The sequence below is a fragment of the Mesorhizobium sp. WSM3879 genome (assembly GCF_002294915.1).
Taxonomy (GTDB): domain Bacteria; phylum Pseudomonadota; class Alphaproteobacteria; order Rhizobiales; family Rhizobiaceae; genus Mesorhizobium.
Map to the genome: position 1 here is coordinate 559,250 of NZ_NSFZ01000003.1, position 25,962 is coordinate 585,211.

The following is a 25,962-nucleotide window of genomic DNA, read 5'->3' on the forward strand; positions in this document are numbered from 1 at the left end:
CGCGCCCCGCCGCCGAGGCCATCGACCTCGCGGCAGACGGCGTGAGCAACAGACAGACGAAAAGGGCAAAGACGATGGCGAAAGCAGCTACCCCGAAGACCGCCGCCAAGGCGGCACCGGCCCCCAAGGCGGCAAAGGCTCCGGCAGCAGCCGCGAATGCCGCTCCGGCCAAGAAGGCGGCCGCTCCGGCCAAGGCAGCGGCTCCGGCGAAGGCGGCCAGCGTTGCGGCGAAGCGGGTCGGCGCCGCCGGCAAGGTGCGCCAGGTCATCGGCGCCGTCGTCGACGTCCAGTTCGAAGATCATTTGCCGGCCATTCTGAATGCGCTGGAAACCGACAATGTCGGCAACCGCCTGGTCCTCGAAGTCGCCCAGCATCTCGGCGAGAACACCGTGCGCTGCATCGCGATGGACTCGACCGAAGGTCTCGTGCGCGGCCAGGATGTCTATGACACCGGCGGACCGATTTCGGTGCCGGTCGGCCCGGGCATGCTCGGCCGCATCATCAACGTCATCGGCGAGCCGGTCGACGAGGCCGGCCCCGTCGACGCCGTCGAAATGCGCGCCATCCACCAGCCGGCTCCGGCCTATGTCGACCAGTCGACAGAAGCGCAGATCCTGGTCACCGGCATCAAGGTTCTCGACCTGCTGGCGCCTTATGCCCGCGGCGGCAAGATCGGGCTGTTCGGCGGCGCCGGCGTCGGCAAGACCGTGCTGATCCAGGAACTTATCAACAACGTCGCCAAGGCCCACGGCGGCTTCTCGGTGTTCGCCGGCGTCGGCGAGCGCACCCGCGAAGGCAACGACCTCTATCACGAGTTTATCGAATCGGGCGTCAACAAGAAGGGCGGCGGCCAGGGCTCGAAGGCCGCGCTGGTGTACGGCCAGATGAACGAGCCGCCGGGCGCGCGCGCCCGCGTCGGCCTGACCGGCCTCACCGTCGCCGAGTATTTCCGCGACCAGGGCCAGGACGTGCTGTTCTTCGTCGACAACATCTTCCGCTTCACTCAGGCGGGATCGGAAGTGTCGGCGCTGCTCGGCCGCATCCCCTCGGCCGTGGGCTATCAGCCGACGCTCGCCACCGACATGGGCGCGCTGCAGGAGCGCATCACGACCACGACCAAGGGTTCGATCACCTCGGTGCAGGCCATCTACGTTCCGGCCGACGACTTGACCGACCCGGCGCCGGCCACGTCCTTCGCCCACCTCGACGCCACGACCGTGCTCAACCGCGCGATCTCGGAAAAGGGCATCTACCCGGCCGTTGATCCGCTCGATTCGACCTCGCGTATGCTCGACCCGATGGTTGTCGGCGAGGAGCACTACCAGGTCGCCCGCCAGGTGCAGTCGATCCTGCAGCGCTACAAGTCGCTGCAGGACATCATCGCCATCCTTGGCATGGACGAGCTGTCGGAAGAGGACAAGCAGACCGTTGCCCGCGCCCGCAAGATCGAGCGCTTCCTGTCGCAGCCGTTCTTCGTCGCCGAAGTGTTCACGGGCTCGCCCGGCAAGCTGGTCGACCTCGCCGACACCATCAAGGGCTTCAAGGGCCTTTGCGCCGGCGACTACGACCACCTGCCCGAAGCCGCCTTCTACATGGTCGGCGGCATCGAGGAAGCGGTCGAGAAGGCGCAGCGCCTGGCGGGTGAAGCGGCGTAAAGAAGCGAATAGCGAATAGGGAGTAGCGAATAGGGATCAGTGGGCCGGCCGAGTTTTTCACTACTCGCTACCCGCTATTCCCTACTCGCTAGATTGGCATGGCTGAAGCTTTCAAGTTCGAACTGGTCTCGCCGGAGCGGCTGCTCGTTTCCGAGCAGGTCGAGTCCGTCGTCATCCCGGGCGCCGAAGGCGAGATGACCGTGATGGCGCAGCACGCTCCGGTCATGACCACGATCAAGCCCGGCGTCGTCACGGTGAAAACCGCGGCAGGCAAGGAAGAGCGCTACGTCGTGTTCGGCGGCTTCGCCGACATCCTGCCCTCCGGCTGCACGCTGCTGGCCGAATCGGCGGTCGCCGTCGGCGACATCGACCGCGCTGATCTCGCCCGCCGCATCCAGGAAGCCAGGGAAGACGCCGCCGACGCCAAGGACGACGAGGCCCGCAGCAAGGCCGAGCAGTTTCTCAGCCAGCTCACCACGTTGGAAGGCGCGCTGCTGCCGGCCTGACGGCGGCCTCTTACGATGGACTGAAAGAGAGCGGGCTTGCCCCGGGGCTTGCCCCGCTTTTTTGTTTGCCCCGTTTTCTCGTTTTCTCGTTTGGGAGACGGTCCGCCCTGCTTGTCAGGGTGTCGTGCCGTTTCATGCAAACGGCGAGCCGCTCTAATCTCGTCGGCAAGGCAGTGCGCCTGTTCTGAAACTCGAACGGGGGCCGACTATGCCACACGGCAGGTCGTGAACGGTCGGGCCAGTAGTCTCGGTGCAGACGCGCTATTCGGCCAGCTGGGGCGGTTCTTTGCTGATGCCGATCGCCGCGAGAGCCAGCTTCGGACCGCCCTGCTTGAAATGGACGAGATGAGTGGCGACAGACTCGATCAACTTCTGTCGCTCCGGATGAGCTTTGGCAAAGCCGGCGAGGTCGAACACGGCCTCCGTCATCTCCGCCGTCGGCAGAATCCGGGCGAAGATGTCGCTGAGGGCGGTATCGAGTGGATCGGTGAAATGGCCCTCCGGCAAGCTGCCACCGCGCGCGGCGCATGCGGCGATCCAGGCGGCGACCACCAGCGTGAGGTGTACGAACTCGGTCCCGGCTTCGAGGCATTCGATGGCTGACGCAATGATGCGCTGCGGCAGCTTCTGGCTGCCGTCATTGGCGATCTGCGCGGTGCGGTGGGCAAGCGCGGTGTTGGAGAAGCGCTGGGCGAGCTCGGCCGTGTAGGCGGCCGTATCGAGACCTGCATCCTGGGGCAGCGTCGGCACGGCTTCGGCCCACAATGCGTCGACAAACCGTCGGATCGACGGGTCGGCGAAGGCGCGGTCGACGGTGGCGTGGCCGCTGAGCAGGCCAAGATAGGCGATGCCGGAATGCGCGCCGTTGAGCAGCCTCAGCTTCATGTCCTCGAAGGGACCGACATCCTCGACCATGGTGACGCCGAATTTCTCCCAGGCCGGCCGCCCGGTGGGGAAACGATCCTCAATCACCCATTGTCGGAACGGCTCGGTCATCACCGGCCAGGCATCCTCGAGACCAAGCTCGCCGGCGATGCGGGCGCGGTCGGCGTCGGTGGTCGCCGGCACGATGCGGTCGACCATGGAAGACGGGAAGGCCACTTCGCCGGCGACATGGCGGGCGAGTTCGGTATCGCCCTGTCGAGCGAGCCCGGCATCGCCCTGTCGAGCGAGTCGTAAGTCGCGCAGCTTGGCAAACTCGAGCAACAGCTTGTGCAGCGTGGCGCCGTTGGCCGGAAGGTTGTCGCAGCACAGCACCGTGAAGGGCGGCGTGGCGGCGGCGCGGCGGCGCGCAAGCGCCTCGGCCAGGAAACCATGCGCCGTCCTGGGCGATCCGGGGTTTCCCAGATCGTGGACGATATCGGGATGAGTTTCGTCGAGGCTGCCGTCGGCGGCCCTCAGATAGGCCTTTTCGGTGATGGTCAGCGTGACGATGCGGGTGCGCGGATCGGTGAGCGCGGTAAGCACGGCGTCCGGATCTTCGGGCGCCACCAGCAACGACACGATCGAGCCGATGATCTGCAACTGCTTGCCGGCGCTTTCCCTCACCGCCAGCGTGTAGAGACCGTCCTGCGGCGACAGCGCATCGCGTGTATCGGGACTGCGCAGCGAGACGCCAATGATGCCCCAACCTGTATCGCCATCCGCCAGGACGGCGTCGACATAGGCCGCCTGATGAGCGCGATGGAAGGCGCCGAGGCCGAGATGGACGATGCCGGGCGTCACGGCGCCGCGATCGTAGCGGGGTATGGCGATTGCGCCCGGCAGCTGCGCGATCGAGGCGTTCGACAGACGGCTGTTCATTGGTTTGAAGTCTCCGATCGGCGCGTCGAGCCGGGCAGGAATGGCGGCAGCGGCGTAGCACCCGCCGCTGCCCGGTACAATGGCCGGGCTTTATGCGAAAGTCATCATACAACTGGCTGGTTTTTGTATGTTGACAATGTTGTTTGCTAATCCACCAATGGGGCAGCCTGGGAGGAGCGAAGTGGCTGCATTGACTGATCCGGACCTGTTGTTCGCGCCGGAAACGCGAACGCTGGCTCGCGCCCTTCATGCAGGGGTCAAGGACCTGCCGATCGTCAGCCCGCATGGCCACACGGACCCGCGCTGGTATGCGCTCAACGAGCCCTTTCCCGACCCCGCGCAGCTCCTGATCGTGCCGGACCACTACATCTTCCGCATGCTGTTCAGCCAGGGCGTTCGGTTGGAAGAGCTCGGCGTGCCGACGCTCGACGGAGCGCCGGTCGAGACCGACGGCCGAACGATCTGGCGGCGCTTTGCCGAGCATTACTATCTCTTCCGCGGCACGCCGACCCGGCTCTGGCTCGACCATGTGTTCGAGCACCTGTTCGGCATCGACGAACCGCTCAACGCCAGCACCGCTGATCGGTGCTACGACACGATCGCCGCGCTGCTTCAGCGCGCCGACTATCGGCCGCGGGCGCTGTTCGAGCGCTTCAACATCGAGGTGATCGCCACCACCGAAGGGGCGCTCGACGATCTCAAATGGCATCGGATGATCCGTGACAGCGGTTGGCAGGGCCGCGTCGTTACCGCCTACCGGCCGGACGCCGTGGTCGATCCCGACTTCGAAGGTTTCCTGGCCAATCTCGATCGCCTGGGCGAAATCACCGGATGCGACACCGGCACATGGGCCGGCTATCTCGAGGCGCACCGAAAACGCCGCGCCTATTTCAAGGAATTCGGCGCCACCTCGTCCGATCACGGCCATCCGACCGCCGACACCGCCAATCTTTCCGACACGGCGGCGCAGGAGCTGTTCGACAGCATCCGCCGCGGGTCGGAGGACGAGCGCGAGCGAAAACTGTTCCGCGCCCAGATGCTGACCGAGATGGCCAAGATGAGCCGCGACGACGGGCTGGTAATGCAGATCCATCCCGGGTCGTGGCGCAATCATTCGCCGGCTGTTTGCCAGAAATTCGGCCGCGACAAGGGCTTCGATATTCCGACCCGGACCGACTATGTGACGGCGCTGAAGCCGCTGCTCGACTGCGTCGGGCTGGAGCGAGACCTGACGATCATCCTGTTCACGCTCGACGAGACGAGCTATGCGCGCGAGCTGGCGCCGCTCGCCGGCGTCTATCCGGCGCTGAAGCTTGGGCCGGCCTGGTGGTTCCACGACAGCCCGGAAGGCATGCGCCGCTTCCGCGAGATGACCACCGAGACGGCGGGCTTCTACAATACGGTCGGCTTCAACGACGACACGCGCGCCTTTCCATCGATCCCGGCGCGCCACGACGTCGCGCGGCGTGTCGACTGTGCCTTCCTGGCGCGGCTCGTCGCCGAACATCGGCTGCGCGAGGAGGAAGCGCATGAGCTGGCGCGCGAACTTGCCTACACGCTTGCCAAGAAGGCGTACCGGCTCTGAGCCGGGCGCCAGGATTTGAAGGGCATGAAGTTCGGCAAGATCACGGTCTGGGAAGCGATACGCTCGAACTGGCCGTTCTAGGGCGCGGGTATCGTGGTTCTGGCGCTGGTGACGTATATTCCCGCGATCTCGCTGTGGTTGCCAAGTGTCTTCAAGTAGGCGTCCTCAAATAGGGCGTTCAGATAGGGGAGTGCGACGTGGCCGGGCCCACGACGGATTTCAGGGTCGAACGGAAGCCGAAGCTGTCGGAAACGGTGGTCGCGGCGATCCGCAAGCAGCTGTTGGCGGGCGAGATCCCGCCCGGGCACAAGCTGCCGACCGAAGGGCAACTCACGGAAACCTTCGGCGTCAGCCGCACCGTCATTCGCGAGGCGCTGGCAAAGCTTGCCGCCGACGGCCTCGTCGAGGCGCGGCAGGGCGCCGGCGTCTTCGTCACAGAACACATCTCCACCACGCTCGGCGTTTTGGCCGCCGACATGGGCGCCAAGGATTCGATCGCGCTCAACGTGCTCGAGGTGCGACTGGCGATCGAGATCGAATCGGCCGGCCTTGCCGCCATCCGCCGCAACGCGGCGCAAGAGGCGGCGATCCAAGAGGCTTTCTTCGAGTTCGAGCGGCTTCTGCTCGCCAGCCAGCCGACCGGTCCGGCGGATCTCGCCTTCCATAGGGCAATCGCCAGCGCCACCAATAACCCGTTCTATGTCGAGATGCTCGACGTGCTCGGCCGCCGCGCCATTCCCTGCGACGTAACCTCGCCCTGGTCGGCCGAGCTCGTCCAGTCCGACGAGTACCAGCGTGGCCTGCAACGGGAGCATCTGGTGATCCTCAACGCGATTTCGGCGGGCGACGCCGAAGCCGCGCGCGAGGCGATGCGGGCACATCTCACCTCGAGCCAGCAGCGCTACCGCGAGCGCCTGCAGGCGCGGCAGGCCTATTACGCAAAGTCCGTGGCGGCTGCGTCGACCGGATAATCATTCGAGCAAGGTAGAGATGGACCAGACACACACCGGCGCTTTCATCTGGGCCATGGCTGGCGACAATGTCGACTATATCGACGTCGACCAAGTGGCGATGGACCAGCTCAAGTGAGCGATCTTTTCGCCTTCAGCCTTGCGGGAAAACGCATCCTCGTCACCGGCGCCAACACCGGCATCGGCCAAGGCATTGCAGTGTCGGTCGCGCGCGCCGGCGGCGCCGTCATCGGCGTCGGGCGCTCGGCGATGGATGAAACCGCGGAGAAGATCGCGGCCATTGGTGGCCAGTTCGAAACCGTGGCCGCCGATCTCGGCGATCCTGCCGCGGCTGCCGTCATGCTCGATCGGATATGGGACGAGAAGGGACCGCTCGACGGCTTGGTCAACAATGCCGGCATCATACGACGCGCCGACGCGGTCGATCTGACCGAAGCCGACTGGGACGAGGTGATGGACATCAATTTGAAGACGGTCTTCCGGCTTTGCCAGAGTTTTGCCAGACGCTTGCTGGCCGAGCCCGGGCGGCGCGGCAAGATCGTCAACATAGGCTCGGTGCTGAGCTTCCAGGGCGGCATCCGCGTCGCCTCCTACACCGCTTCGAAACATGGCGTGCTTGGCCTCACGAGGCTGCTCGCCTGCGAATGGGCGGCGAAAGGCATAAACGTCAACGGCATCGCGCCGGGCTATATCGAAACCAACAACACCGAAGCCTTGCGCGCCGACCCCGACCGCAGCGCCGCCATCCTCGGACGCATTCCCGCGGGGCGCTGGGGCCGGCCGGGCGACATCGGCGACGCGGCCGTTTTCCTGCTCGCGCCCGCGTCGGACTACATGCATGGCGCGGTGATGCCGGTGGACGGCGGCTGGCTGGCGCGGTGACCATTCTGCCAATTTCGAACGGAAGCTAAGCGATGACGCCTCTCTTTTCACATGCCGGCGAAAAAGCCTGGGAGCCGACGCCCGACGGCAACAGACGGCGCGTGCTGGTGCACACGGCCGAACTGATGATGGTCGAATTCGCCTTCAACAAGGGCGGCCTCGGCGCGCTGCATTCGCATCCGCACGTCCAGGCAAGCTATGTCGCCGAAGGCCGCTTCGAAGTCACCATCGACGACAAGTCAGAGATCCTGGCAGCGGGAAGCAGCTTCATCGTGCCGTCCAACCTGGTGCACGGCGTCAGGGCGCTGGAAGCGGGGCGGCTGGTCGACAGTTTTGCGCCTTATCGGGCCGACTTCCTATAGCGATATTCCTGTTGCCAAAGAAAAACCCGCGCCGTGAGGCGCGGGTTTGTTGCCTGGGCGCAGGTGGCGCCGCCGCGGTACTCAAACATTGCCGCAGGACGACAACGGTGCCGCAACATGGTGAAGATAGGTTTAACGAAGAGGACTGGCACTCTGCCGGCATATCGGCCAAAGAGACGGCGCGCCGCAGCTTTGGCAACGGATGAACTAAGCCGGCGGGAGCGGAAGTCGGAAATGGACGTCGCACGAAAATCAGAAGCCTTTTTGCGCAAGGCCATCAGGCGGCCGATCAGAGAGGTTCGGCGCTTGGCGCTGGATGTGAAGCGGCTGTGGCGGCTTTGGTTTGCTGGGCGCTCGGCGCCTTACAAGAAGATATTCATTGCCGGCTGCGCGCGCAGCGGAACGACGCTGACCCAGCGCCTGATGGGGTGTTTCGAGGACACCTTCGTCCATCGAGCCGAAGCGAAATACACCCAGCTGGATATGTTGGACCGCTCCGAAACCAACCTTGTCGTCAAGCGCACGGATCGGGGTCATATGCATCTGGCGAAATTGCCCGCCGCCATTGGCCTGATCTACTGCGTTCGCCATCCTTTCGACGTGCTCACCAGCTCGCATCCGGAAAGCAGGGCGGAGCGCCGATTCCATGTCACCTCCGAACGCTGGCTGGCCGAGTACGAGGCCTTGCTGCGGCTGAGAAAGGCGCAGCCGGAGCGCGCGATCGTCTATGTCCGTTACGAGGACATGATCGCTCGGCCGGACGAGGTCCAGGAGAGGATCGCGCGAGCATTCGACCTCAGGCCGCATATCCGCTTCAGCGAGGATGCCGGTAACCCGATACGGGCAACATCGCTCAAGAAGTGGGAACGGAACGAGGAATACCTTGCCTATCTCAAAGCCCTGCCCCCCGCCTTCCTCGCCCGGCTGAGAGGGTTCTGTGACGAGTTCGGCTATGACATGCCGGAGTGGGCAAACGCATGACGTCGATGCTCGGTCTTTCAGCCGAACGGCGCGGACCTTTGATTACGCCCGATATGCTGTCGGGCGATGAGGGAGCCAGCATAAACGGCCCATCGCTGGTGAGGATGCCGGCCTGGGCGACCGGCCGGCTCGGAACGTATCACCTCTATTTCGCGCATCACAACGGCACCTACATCCGTCTAGCCTATTCAGATACGCTGCAAGGCCCTTGGCGGGTTCACCCGGGCGGCGTGCTTTCGCTTGGCGAGTGTCCTTTTCTGAGGGATCACATCGCCTCTCCCGACGTGCATGTCGACGAGCAGACCCGACGCATCGTCATGTATTTTCACGGCCCTGAGCGACATGGCCGCGAGCAGACGACCTTTGCGGCGACATCGGTCGACGGCCTTTGCTTCAACCCCAGTCCCCAGGCGCTAGGGCCGTTCTATGCGCGGATATTTCGGCACGACGGCTGGTGGTATGGGCTTTTCGGCACCGGCAGCATCAGGCTTCGCCGTTCGATGGATGGTCTTTCTGGCTTCGAGGAAGGGCCGGTCGTGCTGCCGGGCTCGAGCCGGGTTCGGCCGCGGCATGTGGCGGTGCAGAAGAGCGGGGATTCGCTGATTGTCTATTATACGCGCAAGGGCGACGCGCCGGAGCGCGTGATTTACGGCAGCATCGACCTTTCCAAGGACTGGCGGCGCTGGGTCGTGCGCGGCAGGACCGAATTGCTGAGACCCGGCACCGACTACGAGGGCGCCGGCCTGCCGGTTCGCCGCAGCAAGGCGGGCGTGGCAAGAAGCAAGGAGAACGGGCTGCGCGATCCGGCCATTTTCGAGGAGGATGGCCGGACCTGGCTGCTCTATGCCATTGCGGGCGAGAGCGGCATCGCGCTGGCCGAAATCCGACCGGGGGAACTCCGGGCTGCCGGGCTGCGAAAATCGATTGCGGATCTATGGAGCCGGCTTGAAGTCTAACGCGCCCTGCCTTTGCTAACCTCGGCTCAGTGGACACTGCCGACCGCCTTGCCCTGCCATCTCAGTATCGCCGGGTTGCGGCGCAGGGAGGAGCCGACACCTCCGGCAGAGACGGCGGCGCCGGCAGGCAAAAACGGCGGACAGCACGGGTGGCGATGGCGTTCGGGCGATCCGCGCCTTAAGAACGTGACCTCAGCCGAAACCGGGAATCACTCTCAATGCAAAACGCGATGGCGGAGCGGGAATCGGTGGCGGGCATTGCGGCGGAGGGGCGCGATCCGAAGCGGCGCGTGCTGAAGGACGTGTTCGGCTTCGACGATTTTCGACCCGGTCAGGCCGACGTGATAGAGGCGCTGCTGTGCGGCCGCCACGTGCTGGCGGTCATGCCGACCGGCGCCGGCAAGTCGCTCTGCTACCAGGTTCCGGCGCTGGTCCTTGGCGGGCTCGCCATCGTCGTCTCGCCGCTGGTGGCGCTGATGCAGGACCAAGTCGCAGCGCTGCGGCTCGCCGGCGTCGCCGCCGATACGATCAACTCCTCGCTGGATCGCGATGCCAATGTCGCGGCGTGGCGCCGCGTCGCCTCGGGCCAGACGCATCTGCTCTATCTGGCGCCGGAGCGGCTGATGACCGAGCGGATGCTCGACGCGCTGGCCAGGCTCGACATCCGGCTGATCGCCGTCGACGAGGCGCATTGCATCTCGCAATGGGGGCCATCCTTTCGGCGCGAATATGAGGACCTTGCGCGGCTGCGCGACCTCTTTCCGAAAGTGCCGATCATCGCGCTGACCGCGACCGCGGACGAAACGACGCGCACCGACATTTCGGCGCGGCTGTTTGCCGAGCGTGTCGACACGCTGGTGCTGGGCTTCGACCGGCCGAACATCAAGCTTGCCATCGAGCCGAAGCAGGACAGCAAGCGCCAGCTGCTGCGTTTCGTCGAACGCCATGCGGGGCAGAGCGGCATCGTCTATTGCCTGTCGCGCAGGAAGACAGAGGAGATGGCGGCCTTCCTCGAAAGAAACGGCGTCACCGCGCTCGCTTACCATGCCGGCATGAGCAAGGAGGCGCGGGACGCGAACCAAAACGCTTTCATGACGCTGTCCGGTGTGGTCATGGTGGCGACCATCGCCTTCGGCATGGGCATCGACAAGCCGGACGTTGCCTATGTCTTCCACACCGACCTGCCGGCGAGTCTTGAGGCCTATTACCAGGAGATCGGCCGTGCCGGCCGCGACGGGCGGCCGGCCGAGGCGCATATGCTCTACGGCCTCGGCGACATTCGCACGCGCCGCCTGTTCATCGACGACGAGGATGCCTCGCCGGAGCACAAGCGGCGCTCACATGGCCGACTGGATACGCTGATCGGCTATTGCGAGACGGCGCAATGCCGGCGCCAGGTCCTGCTTGGCTATTTCGGCGAAGGCGCCTCGCCTTGCGGCAATTGTGACAACTGCCTCAGCCAGGCGCCGCGCGCGGACGGCAGCATCGAGGCGCGCATCATCCTTTCGGCCGTCGCGCAAACCGGCGAGCGGTTCGGGGCCTCGCACATCGTCGACATCCTGCTCGGCCACGAGACCGAGAAAGTGCTGGCCCGAGGTCATCAAAGGCTTGCCAGCTTCGGCACCGGCGCGGCGCACAAGCGCCCCGCGTGGCTGTCGCTGATCCGCCAGCTTGTGGCGGGCGGGTACCTGGTGCCGGACCCGGACGGCTATGGCGGCCTTGCCATTTCCGAGAGCGGCCGCGCGCTCGGCCGCGGCGAGATCGCCTTCGAGTATCGCGTCGAGACGCGGCACCGTTCCCTACGCGACAAGGCGCGTTCGGCCCAGGCCGCGGCGGACGCCGAAGACCTGGACACCGCGCTGCTCGCCACGCTCAAGGCGCTGCGGCTGCGCCTGGCGAAGGAACGCCAGGTCCCGGCCTATGTCGTTTTCTCCGACCGCACGCTGATCGACATGGCCGAGCGCTGCCCGCGCGACCTCGCTGCCTTCGCCGAGGTGAACGGTGTCGGCGAAGCCAAGCTCAAGGAATTCGGCGAGGTCTTCTTGAGCGCGATTGCGGAGCATCAATCCGGCGGATCAGGTTGAGGCAAAATCGGCCGGCGCATCACGCTCGTCCGGCCCAACCTACAAACCGGATCACGCATTCAAACGATGATTGCCCGCAGCCGACGCGCAACGCCCGCTCTCAAGTTGCGCCTTGGATGGCCCCGACCATGGTTCTCACAGCGTCCAAGGGCTGCAAGCCGCCTCGCGCACCAGAGTGCACGCTGGCGCTCATGCTCGGCCGGTCATTTTCGGGCGATGGTGCCGCGGCCCTGCGGGCGCTCGTTGCGCATCGCCGAAGGTAAGCCGCTGAAATGTGAACGGCGCCGATCGGTGGTTCCGCGCCGTTCCTGTGGAAACATTCCTGTTGCAATCTTCGAGGCAAACAGCTCGAATAAAGTTCTTTCCGGGGGAACAAGAATTGTGAACAAGGGTGTGGTACGGCTTATTCCAAAGCCGAGGGCCTCAATATTCATCTGTGGTTGCGGTCATACCGGGTCGACCTTGCTCGCCCGGATATTGGCTGCGCATCCGGATGTCTTCAGTGTTCCGCGGGAGACAAGCGCTTTCGTCTCGGACAAAGGCGCCAGATGGACCAAGCTAAGCTTGCTTTTGCTTGAGGCGGCGATTTCGCGCCGGAGCGTCTGGGTCGAGAAAACCCCCGGGCATATTCATTACACCCGTCAGATACGCGAGACGATCCCGGACGCCCGTTTCATTGTGGTGACGCGCGACGGCCGCGATGTCGTGGCATCGCTCGGGCAGCGCTACGAGGGCGATTTCGACAGAGCTTTCCAAAGGTGGGTCGCCGACAGCAGGGCCTCGATGCTCTGCGTCGAGAGGGGCGGGGCCATGCTGTGGCGCTACGAGGACTTTATCGAGTCGCCTGCGCTCTCCATCGAACGGCTATGCCGCTTCATGGGTGTGGCCTTCGATGCTGCCATCCTGGACTATCACCGGCATCCGGTCGTCTGGGGAAGGGCAAGAAGAGTTCGCACGGCGCATTCGGCTCGCCGTTCGGCGCAGGTCAACCAACCGATCACCGACTACAGGGGCGGCTGGCGATCGAAGCTGCCTGCGGAATTCGCCTCGCGTTTCGAGGCAGGTGAGGCCCAGGAGCTGATGACCTTTTTCGGATATTGCTGAGGGCGACTGTCGCGCTCCTTCGCCAAGCGCGCAGCGCCGACGAGCGATCGCCGGCTCTGCGAACGGTAGCGGCAAGCGTTCTTCCACCGAATATGGCGCCAGGCGTCAGTAAAATGGCGCCGCCCGCGACTGATCGAGGCGCAACGCCGGTTTAGCTTACGCTCATCCAGTCTCGCAAAGATGAGAAAACTGGATCTCGCGAACGGTCGACAAACGGGTCGTCCGATCCGTGCCGGCTGCCGGCACCGCCAATCCCACACAAAGGAAAGATAGATGGATCTGAACAATTTCTCCCGCCGCGGCGCCTTGGCCATTTTTGTAGGCGCCACACTTCTGTCCGCTGCGCCTGCGGCTCACGCCCAGCAGGCGTCGTCTGATGCAATCATTGGCACCTGGCAGGCGGACGACGGCAGCGTGAAGCTCGAGACGTTCAAGACCGGCTCCGAATTCCAAGCCCGTCTCCTCTATGGCAACCAACTGGTCGAGCCCGACGGCGTGACGTTCAAGAAGGACACCAAGAACCCCAATCCGGCGCTGCGCTCGCGGTCGATGAAGAATGCCATCTTCATCACCGGCCTCCATTGGGATGACGGCGCATGGACGGGCGGCTCCCTCTATGACGGCTCCTCGGGACGCACCTACAACTGCGAGGTGCGCATCAAGAATGGCAAGATGAACCTCAGGGGCTACATCGGCCTTCCGGCCCTCGGCCAGACGCGCACCTTCCATCGCGTCTGACGGCAGTGGATGGGAGTTGGCTGGCCCCGCAAAATGACGGGCCGCCCAACTCCCGCACTTGTCGGAGCTTGGGTTGTCGCTGCCCGTCGCCGCACCCTCGTGAGCCATGGCGGCTGCCGCCCAGAGGTTGGCGGAAATTGCAAGTACCGTGGCAGCGATCGCCAATGCGTGCCGACCCCTTTTGCCCCAGAATTCAACATCAAAATAGGAAAGGCACAAATCAAATGGCTAAGAAAGCAAACAGAACCGCGCTCGTCACTGGCGCATCCTCTGGCATGGGCAAGGAAATCGCCCGGCGTCTGATCAAGGACGGCTTTAAGGTCTATGTCGCCGCCCGCACCGTCGACAAAATGGCCGATCTTGCCAAGCTTGGCGCGATTCCGGTGCGCATGGACATTTCAGTGAATGCCGACATCGAGGCCGCCGTGGAAACGATACTCGCCCAGTCCGGCGGTGTCGACGTTCTCGTCAACAACGCCGGTTTTGGTCTTTACGGGCCGGTGGAAGACGTGACGATCGATGAGGCTCGCTACCAGTTCGAGGTCAATGTTTTCGGTCCCGCCCGGCTGACCCAGCTCCTGCTGCCGGCCATGCGCAAGAAGGGCGCTGGAACCATCGTCAACATCACCTCGATGGGCGGCAAGATCTATACGCTTCTCGGCGCGTGGTACCATGCCACCAAACATGCGCTTGAGGGCTGGTCGGACAGCCTGAGGCTCGAGCTAGCCCCCTTCGGCATCAAGGTCATCGTCGTCGAGCCGGGCCTGATCGAGACGGGCTTTGGCGATGTCGTCGCCGATGGCCTGGTCAAGCGGTCGGCAAGCAGCGCCTATGCCAAGGTTTCCCAAGCGGTCGCCAAGACAACGCGGGACACCTATGGCCACGGCCGCGGCACCAACCCGGGCGTTATTGCCGATGTGGTTTCGGAGGCCGTCCGGGCGCGCAAGCCTAAGACCCGTTACGCTGCCGGCAAATACGCCAAGCCTATGATCGCTATCCGCAAATGGTTCGGCGACCGCATGTTCGACCGGATCATCATGAGCCAAATGCGATAAACAAGACCGGGATGGGCCGCTTGGCGGCGGCCCATCGACGATGTGGAGTACAGGAGAACAGGTCATGGGCGCAGCTCCTGCTGACAAATGCAAGGTCCCGCAGGCGTTCTGGCGGGCGATCGAAGGCCTCGGGCTTCCGGCCGCTGCCGTGCTGAGGCAGGCGCGGCTGCCGGCGACGCTGCACTTGAACCCATAAAGTCTGGTGACGACGCACCAGTACTTCGCGATTTTCAAGGCCCTGGAAGAACTCACCTCCGACCCCGGCGTCGGCATCAGGTTGGTCAAGAGTGCCGATACCGCCGTCCATCCGCCGTCTACTTTGGCCGCATTCCACGCGCGGGATTACCGCGACGGATTGTCGAGGATCGCCAGGTTCAAGAGACTCTGCACGCCCGAACAACTGCATATCTCCGAAACAAGGGGCGAGGTGGCGATCACGAGCGAGTGGTTCTATGCGACGGAGCCGGAGCCGGCCATTGCCGTCGACATTACGTTCGCGTTTCTGCTCGAACTGGGCCGGCGCGGAACCGGGCAGAACCTGGCGCCTGTCCTGGTCGAACTCACCCGTGCCGATCCCAACAGCGACGTTCTCAGCTCTTACTTTTCCTGTCCCATCCGCTACGGCGCGCCGCGTGACGTGCTGATCTTGAAAAGCAGCGATCTGAACCGTCCGTTTCCGGGACACAATCCAGAGCTTTTGGAAATTCTCACGCCGGCGCTTGCATCCGCCCTGGGTGAACTCCAGGCGCTCAGTTCGATCCGCGAGCAGGTGAAGATGGTCCTGAAAAGGAACCTGGCCAGCGGCCGGCCGGAACTGTCCGGCATTGCAACCGATCTCGGCCTCAGCGAACGAACGCTGCAACGCCGTATCACCGAGGAAGGCACCACCTTTCGTGAACTCCTGGTGGAAGCAAGACACGAGCTGGGCCGCCAGCTTCTGGCCGATGCCTCTGCCGACATCAACGAGGTCGCTTGCCTGCTCGGCTACCAGGACACGAGTTCATTCTATCGTGCCTTCCGCGACTGGGAAGGCACTACCCCTAATAGGTGGCGCGAACTGAATATGGGTCGAGCGTCGGGACCTGGTGGCACCAGCTTGCACTAGCCTGAGATAATTGGCGGTCTACGGCCGGAGGCATTTGTCCCATCTGTGATGTCGACTTGCTTGGATTGGCGCGAGTCACGAGTCGAATGGCGCCTGGCGCTAATCAGCATCCTTTTCGCCAGTGCTAACACCCGCCTAGGGATTCATCGACGTGAGCGAAGCTCCGGCTTCCAAAGGTGTGCAAGATGCGCCACGATTTTTGGATGTTCTTCAGAACCTGGCTGAGCGCTCCGCTCCGCGTGGCAGCAGTCGCGCCTTCTGGCAAGGCGCTTGCGAGGATCATGACGCAGGATATAACCGCGGAGACCGGGCTGGTAGTCGAACTTGGACCCGGCACCGGTGTTTTCACCTCGCGGCTGCTGGAGCGCGGCGTGCGGCCGGAAGACTTGACCTTGGTTGAGTACGGGGCGGAGTTCGCACAGCATCTCCAGTCCCGTTTTCCTCGGGTGCGGGTATTGCAGATGGACGCGGCTGCCATCGGAGACATCTCGCTTCAAAGAGGGGCAGCCGGAGCCGTCATCAGCGGCCTACCGCTTCTGAGCATGCCTGACCACAAGGTCATCGCGATCCTGGGTGGCGCCTTTTCACTGCTGCGGCCCGGAGGCGCTTTCTATCAGTTTACCTATGGTCCACGCTGTCCCGTGCCGCGTCCCATTCTGGAGGGATTGGAATTGCGTGCCACGCGCATAGGCCGGACATTGCAGAACGTGCCGCCAGCCGCAGTCTACAAGATTTCGCGGCTCAGGACTTGGGATCGGCCCCAGGGGCGCAAAGCTACGGAGCAGCCTAAAGGGGTTTCGGCCGTTGCAAGTTGAGTGCTTGTCGCCCATCGGCCCTGAAAAACGGTCAACCGAATCCGTTTGTCCATTTCGTCAAAGATTCGAAAAACGACGCCTTTTGTAGCCGACCCGGAAAGCCTCCCGAGCTGCCCGGCGGGGCAGGCCCGGGGGAGGGGTCGGTCTACGCGTCCAGGCTGCATCGGGAGAGCCCGCGCGGCCTTAGTGCCCTTCCGCATCGTGTTCAGTTTAACCGGGGCAGAAGTCGCTAAGGGCCGCAATGCCGCCGTTCTGAGTTTCAGATAGTTGTTGGAGGTCGTGGCGGAGAGGGAGGGATTCGAACCCCCGATACCCTTGCGAGTATGCCGCATTTCGAGTGCGGTGCATTCGACCACTCTGCCACCTCTCCGCGAGGTCATGGTCGGCCGTTTGCCGGCGCGGCGCACTAGATAACGGCTGACCGCCGCAGTTACAAGGCCCTGGTCGACCGATTTCCCGCTTGTTGAAAAAAGCGTCGGCGAGGCGACGGACCGGCGCGCGCCCCGCGGCATGCTCCAGGAGCAGGGGCCGCTTGCCTTGACTTCCTTGCGACCTTCGGTTAGGGACAGCCCGCATTCGGCGTGGGGCTTCTCCGCGCCGCTTGTTTTTTGAACCCGCAGACTGACAAAAAGACGGCCGAACCGCCTGAAGCGGTTCATCGAGGCCGACCGAACAGCGAAAGGCAAAAAATGTTCGCAGTCATCAAAACGGGCGGCAAGCAGTATCGCGTCGCCGCCAACGATCTGCTCAAGATCGAGAAAGTCGAAGCCAAGGTCGGCGAGATCGTCGAGATCGGCACTGTTCTCGCGCATGGCGAGGGTGAGAATGTCACCTTCGGCGCGCCGTTCGTCGATGGCGCTCTGGTCACGGCGGAAGTCGTCGAGCAGGGCAAGAACCGCACCGTCATCGCTTTCAAGAAGCGCCGCCGCCAGAATTCGCGCCGCAAGATCGGCCACCGCCAGCTTCTGACCACCGTCCGGATCTCCGAGATCCTGCTGGGCGGCGCCAAGCCGTCGAAGAAGGCCACCGCCAAGGCTGAGGCCAAGGCGCCCGAAGCCAAGGCAGACGTCGCCGCCGAGGCGAAGGCCGAAGCCGCTCCGAAGGAGGCCAAGGCCAAGAAGGAAGCCAAGGCAGAGGCCGCCCCCAAGGAAGCTCCCGCCAGCGAAGAGGCCAAGGCCGCGCCACTGTTCAAGGCACCGAAGGGCGAGCCGGACGATTTGACCGTGATCAAGGGCATCGGTCCCGTCGCGGCGAAGGACCTCGCCGAGCAGGGCATCGTCACCTTCGCACAGCTGGCCAAGCTGACCGAGAAGGATGTCGCCAAGATCGACGAGCACATGCCGTTCAGCGCCGACCAGATCAAGGACTGGCGCGAGCAGGCCAAGGAGCTGGCGAAAAAGAAGTAAGGACGGCCGGCGACAATCGTCGCCGGTACGGACTTGAAACGGAACGCGAACGCGTTCATAAGACCATTCAAGCGCCTCAGGGCGCATCGGAGTTAGTTAGATGGCACACAAGAAAGCTGGCGGTTCGTCGCGCAACGGTCGCGATTCGCACTCCAAGCGTCTCGGCGTGAAGAAGTTCGGTGGCGAAGCCGTCGTCGCCGGCAACATCATCATTCGTCAGCGCGGCACGCAATGGCATCCGGGCACCAACGTTGGCATGGGCACCGACCACACCCTTTTTGCGCTCGAAGCCGGCGCAGTCACCTTCAACAAAAAAGCCAACGGCCGAACCTACGTCTCGGTAAACCCGATCACCAAAGCAGCGGAGTAGCCGGTTCCGCACCATAACACCGGCGCCCATCTCGGGAACCGGTGTCTGGCCAGGCCAGGAAAAGGATCAGGAGAGATGGGCTTCCATCTCTCCTTTTTCATTTTTCTTTGCCCTGGAGGACTAAAATGGTTGCCGAAGCGGAAGACACCGAAGACGAAAGTTACGCGATCGATTGCCCGGTGCTCGCCACCGAGCGCCTGGTCATGCGCGCTCCGCGCGAGAGCGATCTCGCGCAACTCGTCGCTCTGGCCGACAACCGTCACGTCGCCGAAATGCTGGCCCGCATGCCGCATCCTTACGGCGAAGCCGAGGCCCGCGCCTTCCTCGCCATGGCCTCGTCGCGCCGCGCCGGCATCGCCTATGCGCTGACGCTCGCCGGAACCGGCACTTTCGTCGGCTGCGCGGGGTTGAATACCACCGATCGCGGGCTGGAGCTGGGCTACTGGATCGGCGAGCCTTACTGGAAGCGCGGCTATGCGACCGAGGCGGCGCACGCGCTGGTCGACCTTGCCTTCCAGAAGACCTCGATCCAGGTGCTGCATGCCTCGACCAGGGTCATCAATCCGGCATCGCGCCGCGTCATCCACAAGTGCGGCTTTCAGTATGCCGGCCAGGGCATGCTGAACTCGATCGTCGCCGGCCAGGTGCCGGTCGAGCGCTACCGGCTGGACCGCAAGACCTGGACGAGCCTGCGCAACTGGGTGCACTTCTAGGCATGTTGAAATTCAGGTGAGGCCGGCCCGCAAATGACGGTTTCCTGCGCTTCCGGTGCTCGCGTACTTTCAGTACGCTCCGCTCCGGTTCTCGGAAGCCGTCATTTTCGGCTCAGCCTGACCTGAATAGCAACACGCCTAGGCGTCGGCGCTCAAAGACGACTCAGCCCAATTCGACCCAGACCGGCAGGTGGTCCGATCCGCGCGCCTGCCGGTCGGCCCACAGGCGCTTCAGCGAGCCGGCGAGCGAAGCGCTGGTGAAGACGTAGTCGATGCATTTGTGGCGGCCCGCATCGTTGGGTCGATTGGGGTCGATCCAGGTGAAGAGGCCGGAAACGTCCAGGCGCTGGGCGACATCGACGGCGAGATCGGCGGTGAGCGGCATGCCGAATTCATGGTCCGGGCGTCCGGCGAGTTCGACATATTCGGGCGATCCAGGCAGCATGTTGAAGTCGCCCATGACGATGAAGGCTTCCGGATAGGGCAGGTCCGGCAGGCCGATTTCGGGAATGCCGGAAAGGCCGCCGCCTTCCAGCGCGTAGTTGAGCAGGCGCTGGCGCAGGAAACGGATCTGGCTCTGACGCTCGACGGGGCTGCGGTGGTCGAGATGGGTGGAGTAGAAGCGGATGAAACCGAGCGGCGTCTCGATCAGCGCCTCCAGCGCGCCGCGCTGGAAGTTCATCCGCTCCAGGCTGCGGCTGCGCGGCAGAAGGAGATTACGCGACAGATGAATGGGCGTCTTCGACAGCACCATGTTGCCGAGCTGGAAGGTGCGGGTGACGGCGCGGCCGGCATCCAGGCGCGAGCCGATATTGACCTCGAAATTGCTGGCATAGGCGACAAAATAGTCCGGCAGCGCCTCGCCGATCTCGGCCACCATGTCGCGGTCGCCGTTGCGCGGGTTGTTGCGGGTGACTTCCTGCAGGGCGATGACATCGGCGCCGCGCACCGCGTCGGCGATGCGGCCGACATCGTATTTGCCGTCGAGGCCGATGCCATACTGGATGTTGTAGGTGACAAGCTTCATTCGCGCCTCCCGGTCTCGCCCGCGAACAGTGCTACCGCGCCCCTGGCTAAAGTGCATCCGGCGCTTTAGTTGCAAACGGGCCTCGCCCTTGGCTCCACCTTGGTTTAGAGCAATCCCGCAAGCGCAATAGCAGAAACCTGAAAATCCGATGAAATTCCTCGACCAAGCCCGAGTTTACATCCGGTCCGGCGACGGTGGTGCCGGATCGATGTCGTTCCGCCGCGAGAAATTCATCGAGTTCGGCGGTCCGGACGGCGGCGACGGTGGCCGCGGCGGCGATGTCTGGGTCGAAGCCGTCGATGGCTTGAACACACTGATCGACTACCGCTACCAGCAGCATTTCAAGGCCAAGACCGGCATGCACGGCATGGGCCGCAACATGACGGGCGCCAAGGGCGCCGACGCGACGCTGAAAGTGCCGGCCGGCACCCAGGTATTCGCCGAGGACAATGAGACGCTGATCTGCGATTTGACCGAGGTCGGCCAACGCTTTCTGCTCGCCAAGGGCGGCAATGGCGGCTTCGGCAACCAGCATTTCAAGACCTCGACCAACCAGGCGCCGCGCCGCGCCAATCCCGGCCAGCCGGGCGAGGAGTTGAGCATCTGGCTGCGGCTCAAGCTGATCGCCGATGCCGGCCTTGTCGGCCTGCCCAACGCCGGCAAGTCGACCTTCCTTGCGGCCGTCACCGCCGCCAAGCCGAAGATCGCCGACTATCCCTTCACCACGCTCTATCCGGGCCTCGGCGTCGCCCGCATTGACGGCCGCGAGTTCGTGCTGGCCGACATCCCCGGCCTGATCGAGGGCGCGCATGAGGGCGTCGGCATCGGCGACCGCTTCCTCGGCCATGTCGAGCGCACGCGCGTCCTGCTCCATCTCGTCTCGGCGCAGGAGGAAAATCCCGGCAAGGCCTACAAGACCGTGCGCGCCGAGCTCGAAGCCTATGGCCATGGGCTGGCCGACAAGCCTGAGATCATCGCCCTCAGCCAGGTCGACATCCTCGACGCGGACGCGCGCAAGAAGAAGGCTGCCTCGCTGAAACGCGCCGCCGGCCGCGCGCCGATGCTGTTGTCAGCCGTCACCGGCGAAGGCGTCGAGGCTGTGCAGCGCGCGCTGATGGCGGTGGTCGCCGAGGCACGCGATGCCGTTCCCGCTCCAGTCGATACGCGCTGGCGGCAAAACCCATGAAATCGCTGAAAGCATACCGGCGCATAACCGTGAAGATCGGCTCGGCGCTGCTCGTCGACCGCGCGACCGGCCTGAAGCGCGATTGGCTGACCTCTTTAGCCGCAGACATCGCGGTGCTCGCCAATGCCGGCGCGGAGGTGCTCGTCGTCTCCTCGGGCGCCATCGCGCTCGGCCGCACCATTCTCGGGCTCGGCAAACGCGCGCTGAAGCTCGAGGAAAGCCAGGCAGCGGCCGCCGTCGGCCAGATCGCGCTTGCGGGCGCCTGGTCGGATGCGCTGGGCAGGGACGGGCTCAAATCCGGGCAGATTCTGTTGACCCTTGGCGATACCGAGGAGCGCCGCCGCTACCTTAACGCCCGCGCCACGATCTCGACCTTGCTCAAGATGAAGGCGGTGCCGGTCATCAACGAGAATGACACGGTCGCGACCTCCGAAATCCGTTATGGCGACAACGACCGGCTGGCGGCGCGGGTGGCGACGATGATGGGCGCCGATCTTCTGGTGCTGCTTTCCGACATCGACGGGCTCTATACGGCGCCGCCGGCCAAGGACCCGCAAGCCAAGTTCATTCCGGTGGTCGAGCGCATCACGCCGGACATCGAGGCGATGGCGGGCGCCGCCGCTTCGGAACTCTCGCGCGGCGGCATGCGGACGAAACTCGACGCGGGCAAGATCGCCAACGCCGCCGGCACGGCGATGATCATCACCGCCGGCACGCGCCTGTCGCCGCTGATGGCGATCGAGCGCGGCGAACGCGCCACTTTCTTCAAGCCCAGCGCCAACCCGGTGAAGGGCTACAAGACCTGGATCGCGGGACAGTTGGAGCCGGCCGGGAGGCTCACCGTCGATGCCGGCGCTGTCGGCGCGCTGAAATCGGGCAAGTCGCTGCTGCCGGCCGGCGTCAAGCTCGTCAGCGGCAATTTCTCGCGCGGCGACACGGTGGCGATCCTGTCGCCCGAGGGCCGCGAGATCGCGCGCGGGCTGGTTGCCTATGATGCCGCCGATGCCGTAAGGATCGCGGGTTTGAAGACGGCCGAGATCGAAAATGTGCTCGGCTACGAGGCGCGCTCGGCGATGATCCATCGCGACGACCTTGTGGTAAGTCGATCCAGTGATCAAGTATTGGCCGACGACCAAGTTTTGGCCGACGAATGACCCAGCGGAGGATGAACCATGCTGAAGCTGCATGACAAATCCGGGGAAGATACGGTGACGCTGATGGCCGATATCGGCCCCCGCGCCCGCGCCGCTGCCCGACCGTTGGCCGTCGCATCGACCAAGGCCAAGAACGACGCCTTGGCCGCGATGGCCGACGCCATCCTGCGCAACGAGCAGGCGATCCTAGAGGCCAACGCCATCGATATGTCGAACGGCGAGGAAGCCGGGCTGTCCGGTTCCTTCATGGACCGGCTGAAACTCAACCCCTCACGTATCAAGGCGATGGCCGACGGCATTCGCGAGATCGCGGCGCTCAAGGATCCGGTCGGCGAGGTGATTGCCGAATGGGACCGGCCGAACGGCCTCCATATCGAGCGCGTGCGCACGCCGCTCGGCGTCATCGGCGTCATCTATGAAAGCCGACCGAACGTGACGGCCGATGCGGGCGCGCTCTGCCTGAAAGCCGGCAATCCCGTGATCCTGCGCGGCGGCTCGGATTCGATCAATTCGTCGTCGGCTATCCATGCCTGCATGGTCGAAGGGCTGAAGGCAGCCGGCCTGCCGCAAGACGCCATCCAATTGGTGCCGACCACCGACCGCGCCGCGGTCGGCGAGATGCTCAAGGGCCTAGCCGGCAATCTCGACGTCATCATCCCCCGCGGCGGCAAGAGCCTGGTCGGGCGCGTGCAGACCGAGGCGCGCGTGCCGGTCTTTGCCCATCTCGAAGGCATCTGCCATCTCTATGTCGATCGCTCGGCGAAGCTCGACATTGCGGTCCAGATCGCCGTCAACGCCAAGATGCGGCGCACCGGCGTGTGCGGCGCCGCCGAGACGCTGCTCGTCGACCGTGCGGTCGCGTCCACGCATCTGGTGCCGATCCTGGAGGCCCTGCGCGCCGCCGGCTGTGAGGTCCATGCCGACGCCGAGGTGATGAAAGCCTTTGCCGACGCCAGCCCGGCGACCGACGCCGACTGGGTGACGGAATATCTCGACGCGATCATCGCGGTGAAGCTGGTCGATGGCGTGGCCGGCGCGATCGAGCATATCGAGACCTTCTCCTCGCATCACACCGAGGCGATCGTCGCCGAGGATGCGCAATCGGTCGAAACATTCTTCAGCGAGATCGACTCGGCGATTTTGTTGCACAATGCCTCGACACAGTTCGCCGACGGCGGCGAGTTCGGCATGGGCGCCGAGATCGGCATCGCCACCGGCAAGATGCATGCGCGCGGACCGGTCGGCGTCGAGCAGCTGACCTCGTTCAAGTACCGCGTGCGCGGGTCGGGGCAAGTGAGGCCTTGATGTCGCTTGCCCCAAGAGGCTGAAGCTTGCGCCTAGGCACCTCCCTCCGGCCTGCCGGCCATCTCCCCCGCAAGGGGGGAGATCAGCTGATTTTCCCGGTTTCGCCAGTCGCCAACACTGCAAGATTTGCGGCTGCGAAGGAGCTGCCAATCTTCCCCGTTGCGGGGGAGATGCCCGGCAGGGCAGAGGGGGGTGCCTAGCGTCATGCTTTCCCAGCCCGAGCAGCCCGTCCCCGCGCCCTATCTCCACATGCCGCATGCCGGCAAAGGGCTGGCCGTCGGCCTGTTCGGCGGCTCGTTCAACCCGCCGCATGCGGGCCACGCGCTGGTCGCCGAGATTGCGCTGAGAAGGCTGGCCCTCGACCAGCTCTGGTGGATCGTGACGCCCGGCAATCCGCTGAAAAGCGCGCGCGAGCTGGCGCCGCTCGCCGAGCGCATCGTGCTGTCCGAAAGGATCGCCAGGAATCCGAAGATCAAGGTCACCGCCTTCGAGGCGGCGCAGCATGTCCGCTACACCGCCGACACGCTGGCGCTGGTCAAGGCGCGCAATCCGGGCGTCGACTTCGTCTGGATCATGGGTGCGGATTCCTTACGCGACTTCCATCGCTGGCAGCGCTGGCGCGAGATCGTGCTGACCTTCCCGATCGCCGTCATCGACCGACCGGGCGCCACGCTCTCCTTCCTGTCCTCGGTCGTCGCCAAGACCTTCGACTATGCCCGCGTCGACGAAGGCGACGCCCCGCTGCTTGCCCGCATGCGAGCGCCGGCCTGGACCTTCATCCACGGCCCGCGCTCTTCGCTTTCCTCCACCGCAATCCGCAAGGCGGCGAAGGGCTGAGGCCACCCTTCTTCCACAAGGGGCCGAGCGATGTCGCTTTTACGGCGGCCTTTCGCATTCCGATCAGCCAAGCTGCGAGGGCATGCTGAAGCAGACCCAAACCGATCCCGGACAATCGGCGCCGCTGATTGCCATTGCCAGCGTCATCGTGTCGATGGCGCTGATCGCGATCGGCAACGGGCTGATGTTCGCCTTCATTCCGGTGCGGCTCGGCGCCGATGGTTTCGATCCGACCTGGGCCGGACTGATCGTCACCGGCCTTTCGGCCGGCGGGCTCGCCGGCTGCATCCTGACCGGACCCTTGGTGCGCCGGGTCGGCCATGCCCGCGCGTTCATGGTGCTTTCGGCGCTGATCGCGCTCTCCAACGTGGCGATCGGCGCCGGACCGATGCCGCTGCTGTGGATCGCGGCGCGGGCGCTCTACGGCTTCGCCATATGCGGCCTCTTCATCGTCGCGCAGAGCTGGCTCAACGACGCCCTGCCGAACGCCATACGTGGCCGGGTGATGGCGGTGTTCTACGTCGCCTATATCGCCGGATTGGGCGTCGGTTATGCGACTCTCGCCGCGATCGACATCCAGACGGCGGCGGCGCCGCTGATCGGCATCGCCTTCACCGCGTTGTCCATCCTGCCGGTGGGCATGACGCGGCTTGCCCAGCCGCCCGCGCCGCAGGCCGCTTCGGTGGCGCTCGGCCAAGCGTGGAGGATCTCGCCAGTCGGCGTCGTCGGCATGCTGGCGGTGGGCGGCCTGTCGATGATCATTTCCGGTTTTGCGCCGATCCACGCCACCGCCAAGGGTTACAGCCAGGCAGAGGTGGCGCTGCTCTTGTCGGCGATGCCGGTCGGCACGCTGATCCTGCAGATACCGCTCGGCTGGCTCTCCGACCGTACCGACCGCCGCTATGTGCTGGCGGGCACGGCAGCGCTGGCGGTGGCGGCGAGCCTGCTCGCCATCGCCTTCGACGGCGGGGCGCTGATGGCCCTGGTGGCGATCTACCTGATCTGGGACGGTGCATCGGAATCGATCTATTCGCTGTCCAGCGCCCACGCCGCCGACCGCGCCAGGAAGGAAGAGCTGCTGGCGCTGTCGAGTTCGCTGCTCTTTGCCTGGTCGCTGTCCGGCTTCATCGTACCCGGCATCGTGACGGCGCTTTCCGCCGTCTTCGGCACCGGGACCTTCATCTATGTCGGCATCGCCATCGCTTCCGCGTTCTGCCTGTTCGTGCTGTGGCGGGTGTTTGCGGCGCGACCTATGCCTGCTGCCGCAACCGGCAGCTTCGCGCCGATGTCGGCGCAGACGCCCCTGCCGGTGGAGCTCGCCTTCGCGCCGGAGGAGCCGGCAAAGCCGGCCAAGGACTGACG

25 protein-coding genes and 1 tRNA gene are annotated in these 25,962 nt (G+C 64.6%); 23 read left to right on the forward strand and 3 right to left on the reverse strand.

The window, feature by feature from the left end; all coding sequences use genetic code 11:
* The first annotated feature begins 74 nt into the window (after positions 1-74).
* Positions 75-1,655 (forward strand): F0F1 ATP synthase subunit beta, encoded by a 1,581-nt coding sequence (gene atpD / locus CK218_RS09415; RefSeq protein ID WP_179294455.1) that lies wholly within the window; start codon positions 75-77, stop codon positions 1,653-1,655.
* Between the two features lie 98 nt (positions 1,656-1,753).
* A complete protein-coding gene (locus tag CK218_RS09420) occupies positions 1,754-2,161 on the forward strand; it encodes a F0F1 ATP synthase subunit epsilon (RefSeq protein ID WP_067001534.1) in 408 nt (135 codons plus the stop codon).
* Between the two features lie 261 nt (positions 2,162-2,422).
* Here the strand turns inward: CK218_RS09420 and CK218_RS09425 are convergent, their stop codons facing one another.
* The gene (locus CK218_RS09425) at positions 2,423-3,964 is read right to left on the reverse strand and encodes a mannitol dehydrogenase family protein (protein WP_095827499.1); all 1,542 of its coding nucleotides are present in this window, start codon (positions 3,962-3,964) and stop codon (positions 2,423-2,425) included.
* Between the two features lie 181 nt (positions 3,965-4,145).
* On the opposite strand from CK218_RS09425, the gene uxaC reads away from it, so the two are divergent.
* From uxaC to CK218_RS09485, 13 genes are all read left to right on the forward strand, one after another.
* A complete protein-coding gene (gene uxaC / locus CK218_RS09430) occupies positions 4,146-5,549 on the forward strand; it encodes a glucuronate isomerase (protein WP_095827500.1) in 1,404 nt (467 codons plus the stop codon).
* Between the two features lie 197 nt (positions 5,550-5,746).
* Positions 5,747-6,520: a FadR/GntR family transcriptional regulator gene (locus tag CK218_RS09435; RefSeq protein WP_067001542.1), complete on the forward strand. Its 774-nt coding sequence runs from the start codon at positions 5,747-5,749 to the stop codon at positions 6,518-6,520.
* A 114-nt stretch (positions 6,521-6,634) separates the two neighbouring features.
* On the forward strand, positions 6,635-7,402 hold the full coding sequence (gene kduD / locus CK218_RS09440) for a 2-dehydro-3-deoxy-D-gluconate 5-dehydrogenase KduD (protein WP_095827501.1): 768 nt from the start codon (positions 6,635-6,637) through the stop codon (positions 7,400-7,402).
* A gap of 32 nt (positions 7,403-7,434) precedes the next feature.
* Positions 7,435-7,764: a cupin domain-containing protein gene (locus tag CK218_RS09445; RefSeq protein ID WP_067001548.1), complete on the forward strand. Its 330-nt coding sequence runs from the start codon at positions 7,435-7,437 to the stop codon at positions 7,762-7,764.
* A 33-nt stretch (positions 7,765-7,797) separates the two neighbouring features.
* The gene (locus CK218_RS09450; protein ID WP_245418661.1) at positions 7,798-8,745 is read left to right on the forward strand and encodes a sulfotransferase; all 948 of its coding nucleotides are present in this window, start codon (positions 7,798-7,800) and stop codon (positions 8,743-8,745) included.
* A complete protein-coding gene (locus CK218_RS09455; protein ID WP_095827503.1) occupies positions 8,742-9,701 on the forward strand; it encodes a hypothetical protein in 960 nt (319 codons plus the stop codon). Before CK218_RS09450 ends, CK218_RS09455 begins: the two co-directional genes overlap by 4 nt.
* A gap of 218 nt (positions 9,702-9,919) precedes the next feature.
* Positions 9,920-11,785: a DNA helicase RecQ gene (gene recQ / locus CK218_RS09460; RefSeq protein ID WP_245434955.1), complete on the forward strand. Its 1,866-nt coding sequence runs from the start codon at positions 9,920-9,922 to the stop codon at positions 11,783-11,785.
* A gap of 243 nt (positions 11,786-12,028) precedes the next feature.
* Positions 12,029-12,889: a sulfotransferase gene (locus CK218_RS09465; RefSeq protein ID WP_179294456.1), complete on the forward strand. Its 861-nt coding sequence runs from the start codon at positions 12,029-12,031 to the stop codon at positions 12,887-12,889.
* Between the two features lie 273 nt (positions 12,890-13,162).
* On the forward strand, positions 13,163-13,627 hold the full coding sequence (locus tag CK218_RS09470) for a DUF2147 domain-containing protein (RefSeq protein WP_095782620.1): 465 nt from the start codon (positions 13,163-13,165) through the stop codon (positions 13,625-13,627).
* 224 nt (positions 13,628-13,851) lie between these two features.
* Positions 13,852-14,682, forward strand: coding sequence for an oxidoreductase (locus CK218_RS09475; RefSeq protein WP_095827506.1), 831 nt, complete (start codon positions 13,852-13,854; stop codon positions 14,680-14,682).
* A gap of 64 nt (positions 14,683-14,746) precedes the next feature.
* Positions 14,747-14,878, forward strand: a complete 132-nt coding sequence (locus tag CK218_RS31460; protein ID WP_348628715.1) for a hypothetical protein — start codon at positions 14,747-14,749, stop codon at positions 14,876-14,878.
* Between the two features lie 6 nt (positions 14,879-14,884).
* Positions 14,885-15,787: an AraC family transcriptional regulator ligand-binding domain-containing protein gene (locus tag CK218_RS09480; protein WP_348628716.1), complete on the forward strand. Its 903-nt coding sequence runs from the start codon at positions 14,885-14,887 to the stop codon at positions 15,785-15,787.
* Between the two features lie 185 nt (positions 15,788-15,972).
* Complete coding sequence (locus tag CK218_RS09485; protein ID WP_095778056.1) at positions 15,973-16,602, forward strand: methyltransferase domain-containing protein; 630 nt, start codon at positions 15,973-15,975, stop codon at positions 16,600-16,602.
* A 280-nt stretch (positions 16,603-16,882) separates the two neighbouring features.
* Here CK218_RS09485 and CK218_RS09490 read toward each other — a convergent pair.
* Positions 16,883-16,972, reverse strand: a tRNA-Ser gene (locus CK218_RS09490).
* 319 nt (positions 16,973-17,291) lie between these two features.
* On the opposite strand from CK218_RS09490, the gene rplU reads away from it, so the two are divergent.
* The 3 genes from rplU to CK218_RS09505 all read left to right on the forward strand — a co-directional run bounded on the left by rplU (position 17,292) and on the right by CK218_RS09505 (position 19,091).
* Complete coding sequence (rplU, locus tag CK218_RS09495) at positions 17,292-18,008, forward strand: 50S ribosomal protein L21 (RefSeq protein WP_067001574.1); 717 nt, start codon at positions 17,292-17,294, stop codon at positions 18,006-18,008.
* Positions 18,009-18,108: 100 nt separating this feature from the next.
* On the forward strand, positions 18,109-18,378 hold the full coding sequence (rpmA, locus tag CK218_RS09500) for a 50S ribosomal protein L27 (protein WP_040991608.1): 270 nt from the start codon (positions 18,109-18,111) through the stop codon (positions 18,376-18,378).
* A gap of 125 nt (positions 18,379-18,503) precedes the next feature.
* A complete protein-coding gene (locus CK218_RS09505) occupies positions 18,504-19,091 on the forward strand; it encodes a GNAT family protein (protein ID WP_067001577.1) in 588 nt (195 codons plus the stop codon).
* Positions 19,092-19,254: 163 nt separating this feature from the next.
* Here CK218_RS09505 and CK218_RS09510 read toward each other — a convergent pair whose 3' ends face one another.
* Complete coding sequence (locus CK218_RS09510) at positions 19,255-20,118, reverse strand: endonuclease/exonuclease/phosphatase family protein (protein ID WP_067319561.1); 864 nt, start codon at positions 20,116-20,118, stop codon at positions 19,255-19,257.
* A 148-nt stretch (positions 20,119-20,266) separates the two neighbouring features.
* Between CK218_RS09510 and obgE the strand changes: the two genes are divergently transcribed.
* From obgE to CK218_RS09540, 5 genes are all read left to right on the forward strand, one after another.
* Positions 20,267-21,304 carry a GTPase ObgE gene (obgE, locus tag CK218_RS09515; protein ID WP_067001582.1) on the forward strand — a complete coding sequence of 346 codons (1,038 nt, stop codon included), beginning with the start codon at positions 20,267-20,269 and terminating at the stop codon, positions 21,302-21,304.
* On the forward strand, positions 21,301-22,458 hold the full coding sequence (gene proB, locus CK218_RS09520; RefSeq protein ID WP_095778058.1) for a glutamate 5-kinase: 1,158 nt from the start codon (positions 21,301-21,303) through the stop codon (positions 22,456-22,458). Before obgE ends, proB begins: the two co-directional genes overlap by 4 nt.
* Positions 22,459-22,476: 18 nt before the next feature.
* Positions 22,477-23,763, forward strand: a complete 1,287-nt coding sequence (locus CK218_RS09525; RefSeq protein ID WP_095827507.1) for a glutamate-5-semialdehyde dehydrogenase — start codon at positions 22,477-22,479, stop codon at positions 23,761-23,763.
* Positions 23,764-24,012: 249 nt separating this feature from the next.
* On the forward strand, positions 24,013-24,600 hold the full coding sequence (locus tag CK218_RS09535) for a nicotinate-nucleotide adenylyltransferase (RefSeq protein WP_095827509.1): 588 nt from the start codon (positions 24,013-24,015) through the stop codon (positions 24,598-24,600).
* Positions 24,601-24,682: 82 nt separating this feature from the next.
* Positions 24,683-25,960, forward strand: coding sequence for an MFS transporter (locus tag CK218_RS09540; RefSeq protein ID WP_067001597.1), 1,278 nt, complete (start codon positions 24,683-24,685; stop codon positions 25,958-25,960).
* Positions 25,961-25,962: the final 2 nt, after the last annotated feature.

What these genes read in the sequence shown, in the direction of transcription:
- rpmA (WP_040991608.1), top strand. Translation starts at nt 18,109, where the DNA reads ATGGCACACAAGAAAGCTGGCGGTTCGTCGCGCAACGGTCGCGATTCG.
- CK218_RS09505 (WP_067001577.1), top strand. Translation starts at nt 18,504, where the DNA reads ATGGTTGCCGAAGCGGAAGACACCGAAGACGAAAGTTACGCGATCGAT.
- CK218_RS09445 (WP_067001548.1), top strand. Translation starts at nt 7,435, where the DNA reads ATGACGCCTCTCTTTTCACATGCCGGCGAAAAAGCCTGGGAGCCGACG.
- CK218_RS09510 (WP_067319561.1), bottom strand. Translation starts at nt 20,118, where the DNA reads ATGAAGCTTGTCACCTACAACATCCAGTATGGCATCGGCCTCGACGGC.
- atpD (WP_179294455.1), top strand. Translation starts at nt 75, where the DNA reads ATGGCGAAAGCAGCTACCCCGAAGACCGCCGCCAAGGCGGCACCGGCC.
- rplU (WP_067001574.1), top strand. Translation starts at nt 17,292, where the DNA reads ATGTTCGCAGTCATCAAAACGGGCGGCAAGCAGTATCGCGTCGCCGCC.
- CK218_RS09475 (WP_095827506.1), top strand. Translation starts at nt 13,852, where the DNA reads ATGGCTAAGAAAGCAAACAGAACCGCGCTCGTCACTGGCGCATCCTCT.
- CK218_RS31460 (WP_348628715.1), top strand. Translation starts at nt 14,747, where the DNA reads ATGGGCGCAGCTCCTGCTGACAAATGCAAGGTCCCGCAGGCGTTCTGG.
- proB (WP_095778058.1), top strand. Translation starts at nt 21,301, where the DNA reads ATGAAATCGCTGAAAGCATACCGGCGCATAACCGTGAAGATCGGCTCG.
- CK218_RS09425 (WP_095827499.1), bottom strand. Translation starts at nt 3,964, where the DNA reads ATGAACAGCCGTCTGTCGAACGCCTCGATCGCGCAGCTGCCGGGCGCA.
- CK218_RS09420 (WP_067001534.1), top strand. Translation starts at nt 1,754, where the DNA reads ATGGCTGAAGCTTTCAAGTTCGAACTGGTCTCGCCGGAGCGGCTGCTC.
- CK218_RS09485 (WP_095778056.1), top strand. Translation starts at nt 15,973, where the DNA reads ATGCGCCACGATTTTTGGATGTTCTTCAGAACCTGGCTGAGCGCTCCG.
- recQ (WP_245434955.1), top strand. Translation starts at nt 9,920, where the DNA reads ATGCAAAACGCGATGGCGGAGCGGGAATCGGTGGCGGGCATTGCGGCG.
- CK218_RS09470 (WP_095782620.1), top strand. Translation starts at nt 13,163, where the DNA reads ATGGATCTGAACAATTTCTCCCGCCGCGGCGCCTTGGCCATTTTTGTA.
- CK218_RS09455 (WP_095827503.1), top strand. Translation starts at nt 8,742, where the DNA reads ATGACGTCGATGCTCGGTCTTTCAGCCGAACGGCGCGGACCTTTGATT.
- CK218_RS09535 (WP_095827509.1), top strand. Translation starts at nt 24,013, where the DNA reads ATGCCGCATGCCGGCAAAGGGCTGGCCGTCGGCCTGTTCGGCGGCTCG.
- obgE (WP_067001582.1), top strand. Translation starts at nt 20,267, where the DNA reads ATGAAATTCCTCGACCAAGCCCGAGTTTACATCCGGTCCGGCGACGGT.
- CK218_RS09525 (WP_095827507.1), top strand. Translation starts at nt 22,477, where the DNA reads ATGCTGAAGCTGCATGACAAATCCGGGGAAGATACGGTGACGCTGATG.
- CK218_RS09540 (WP_067001597.1), top strand. Translation starts at nt 24,683, where the DNA reads ATGCTGAAGCAGACCCAAACCGATCCCGGACAATCGGCGCCGCTGATT.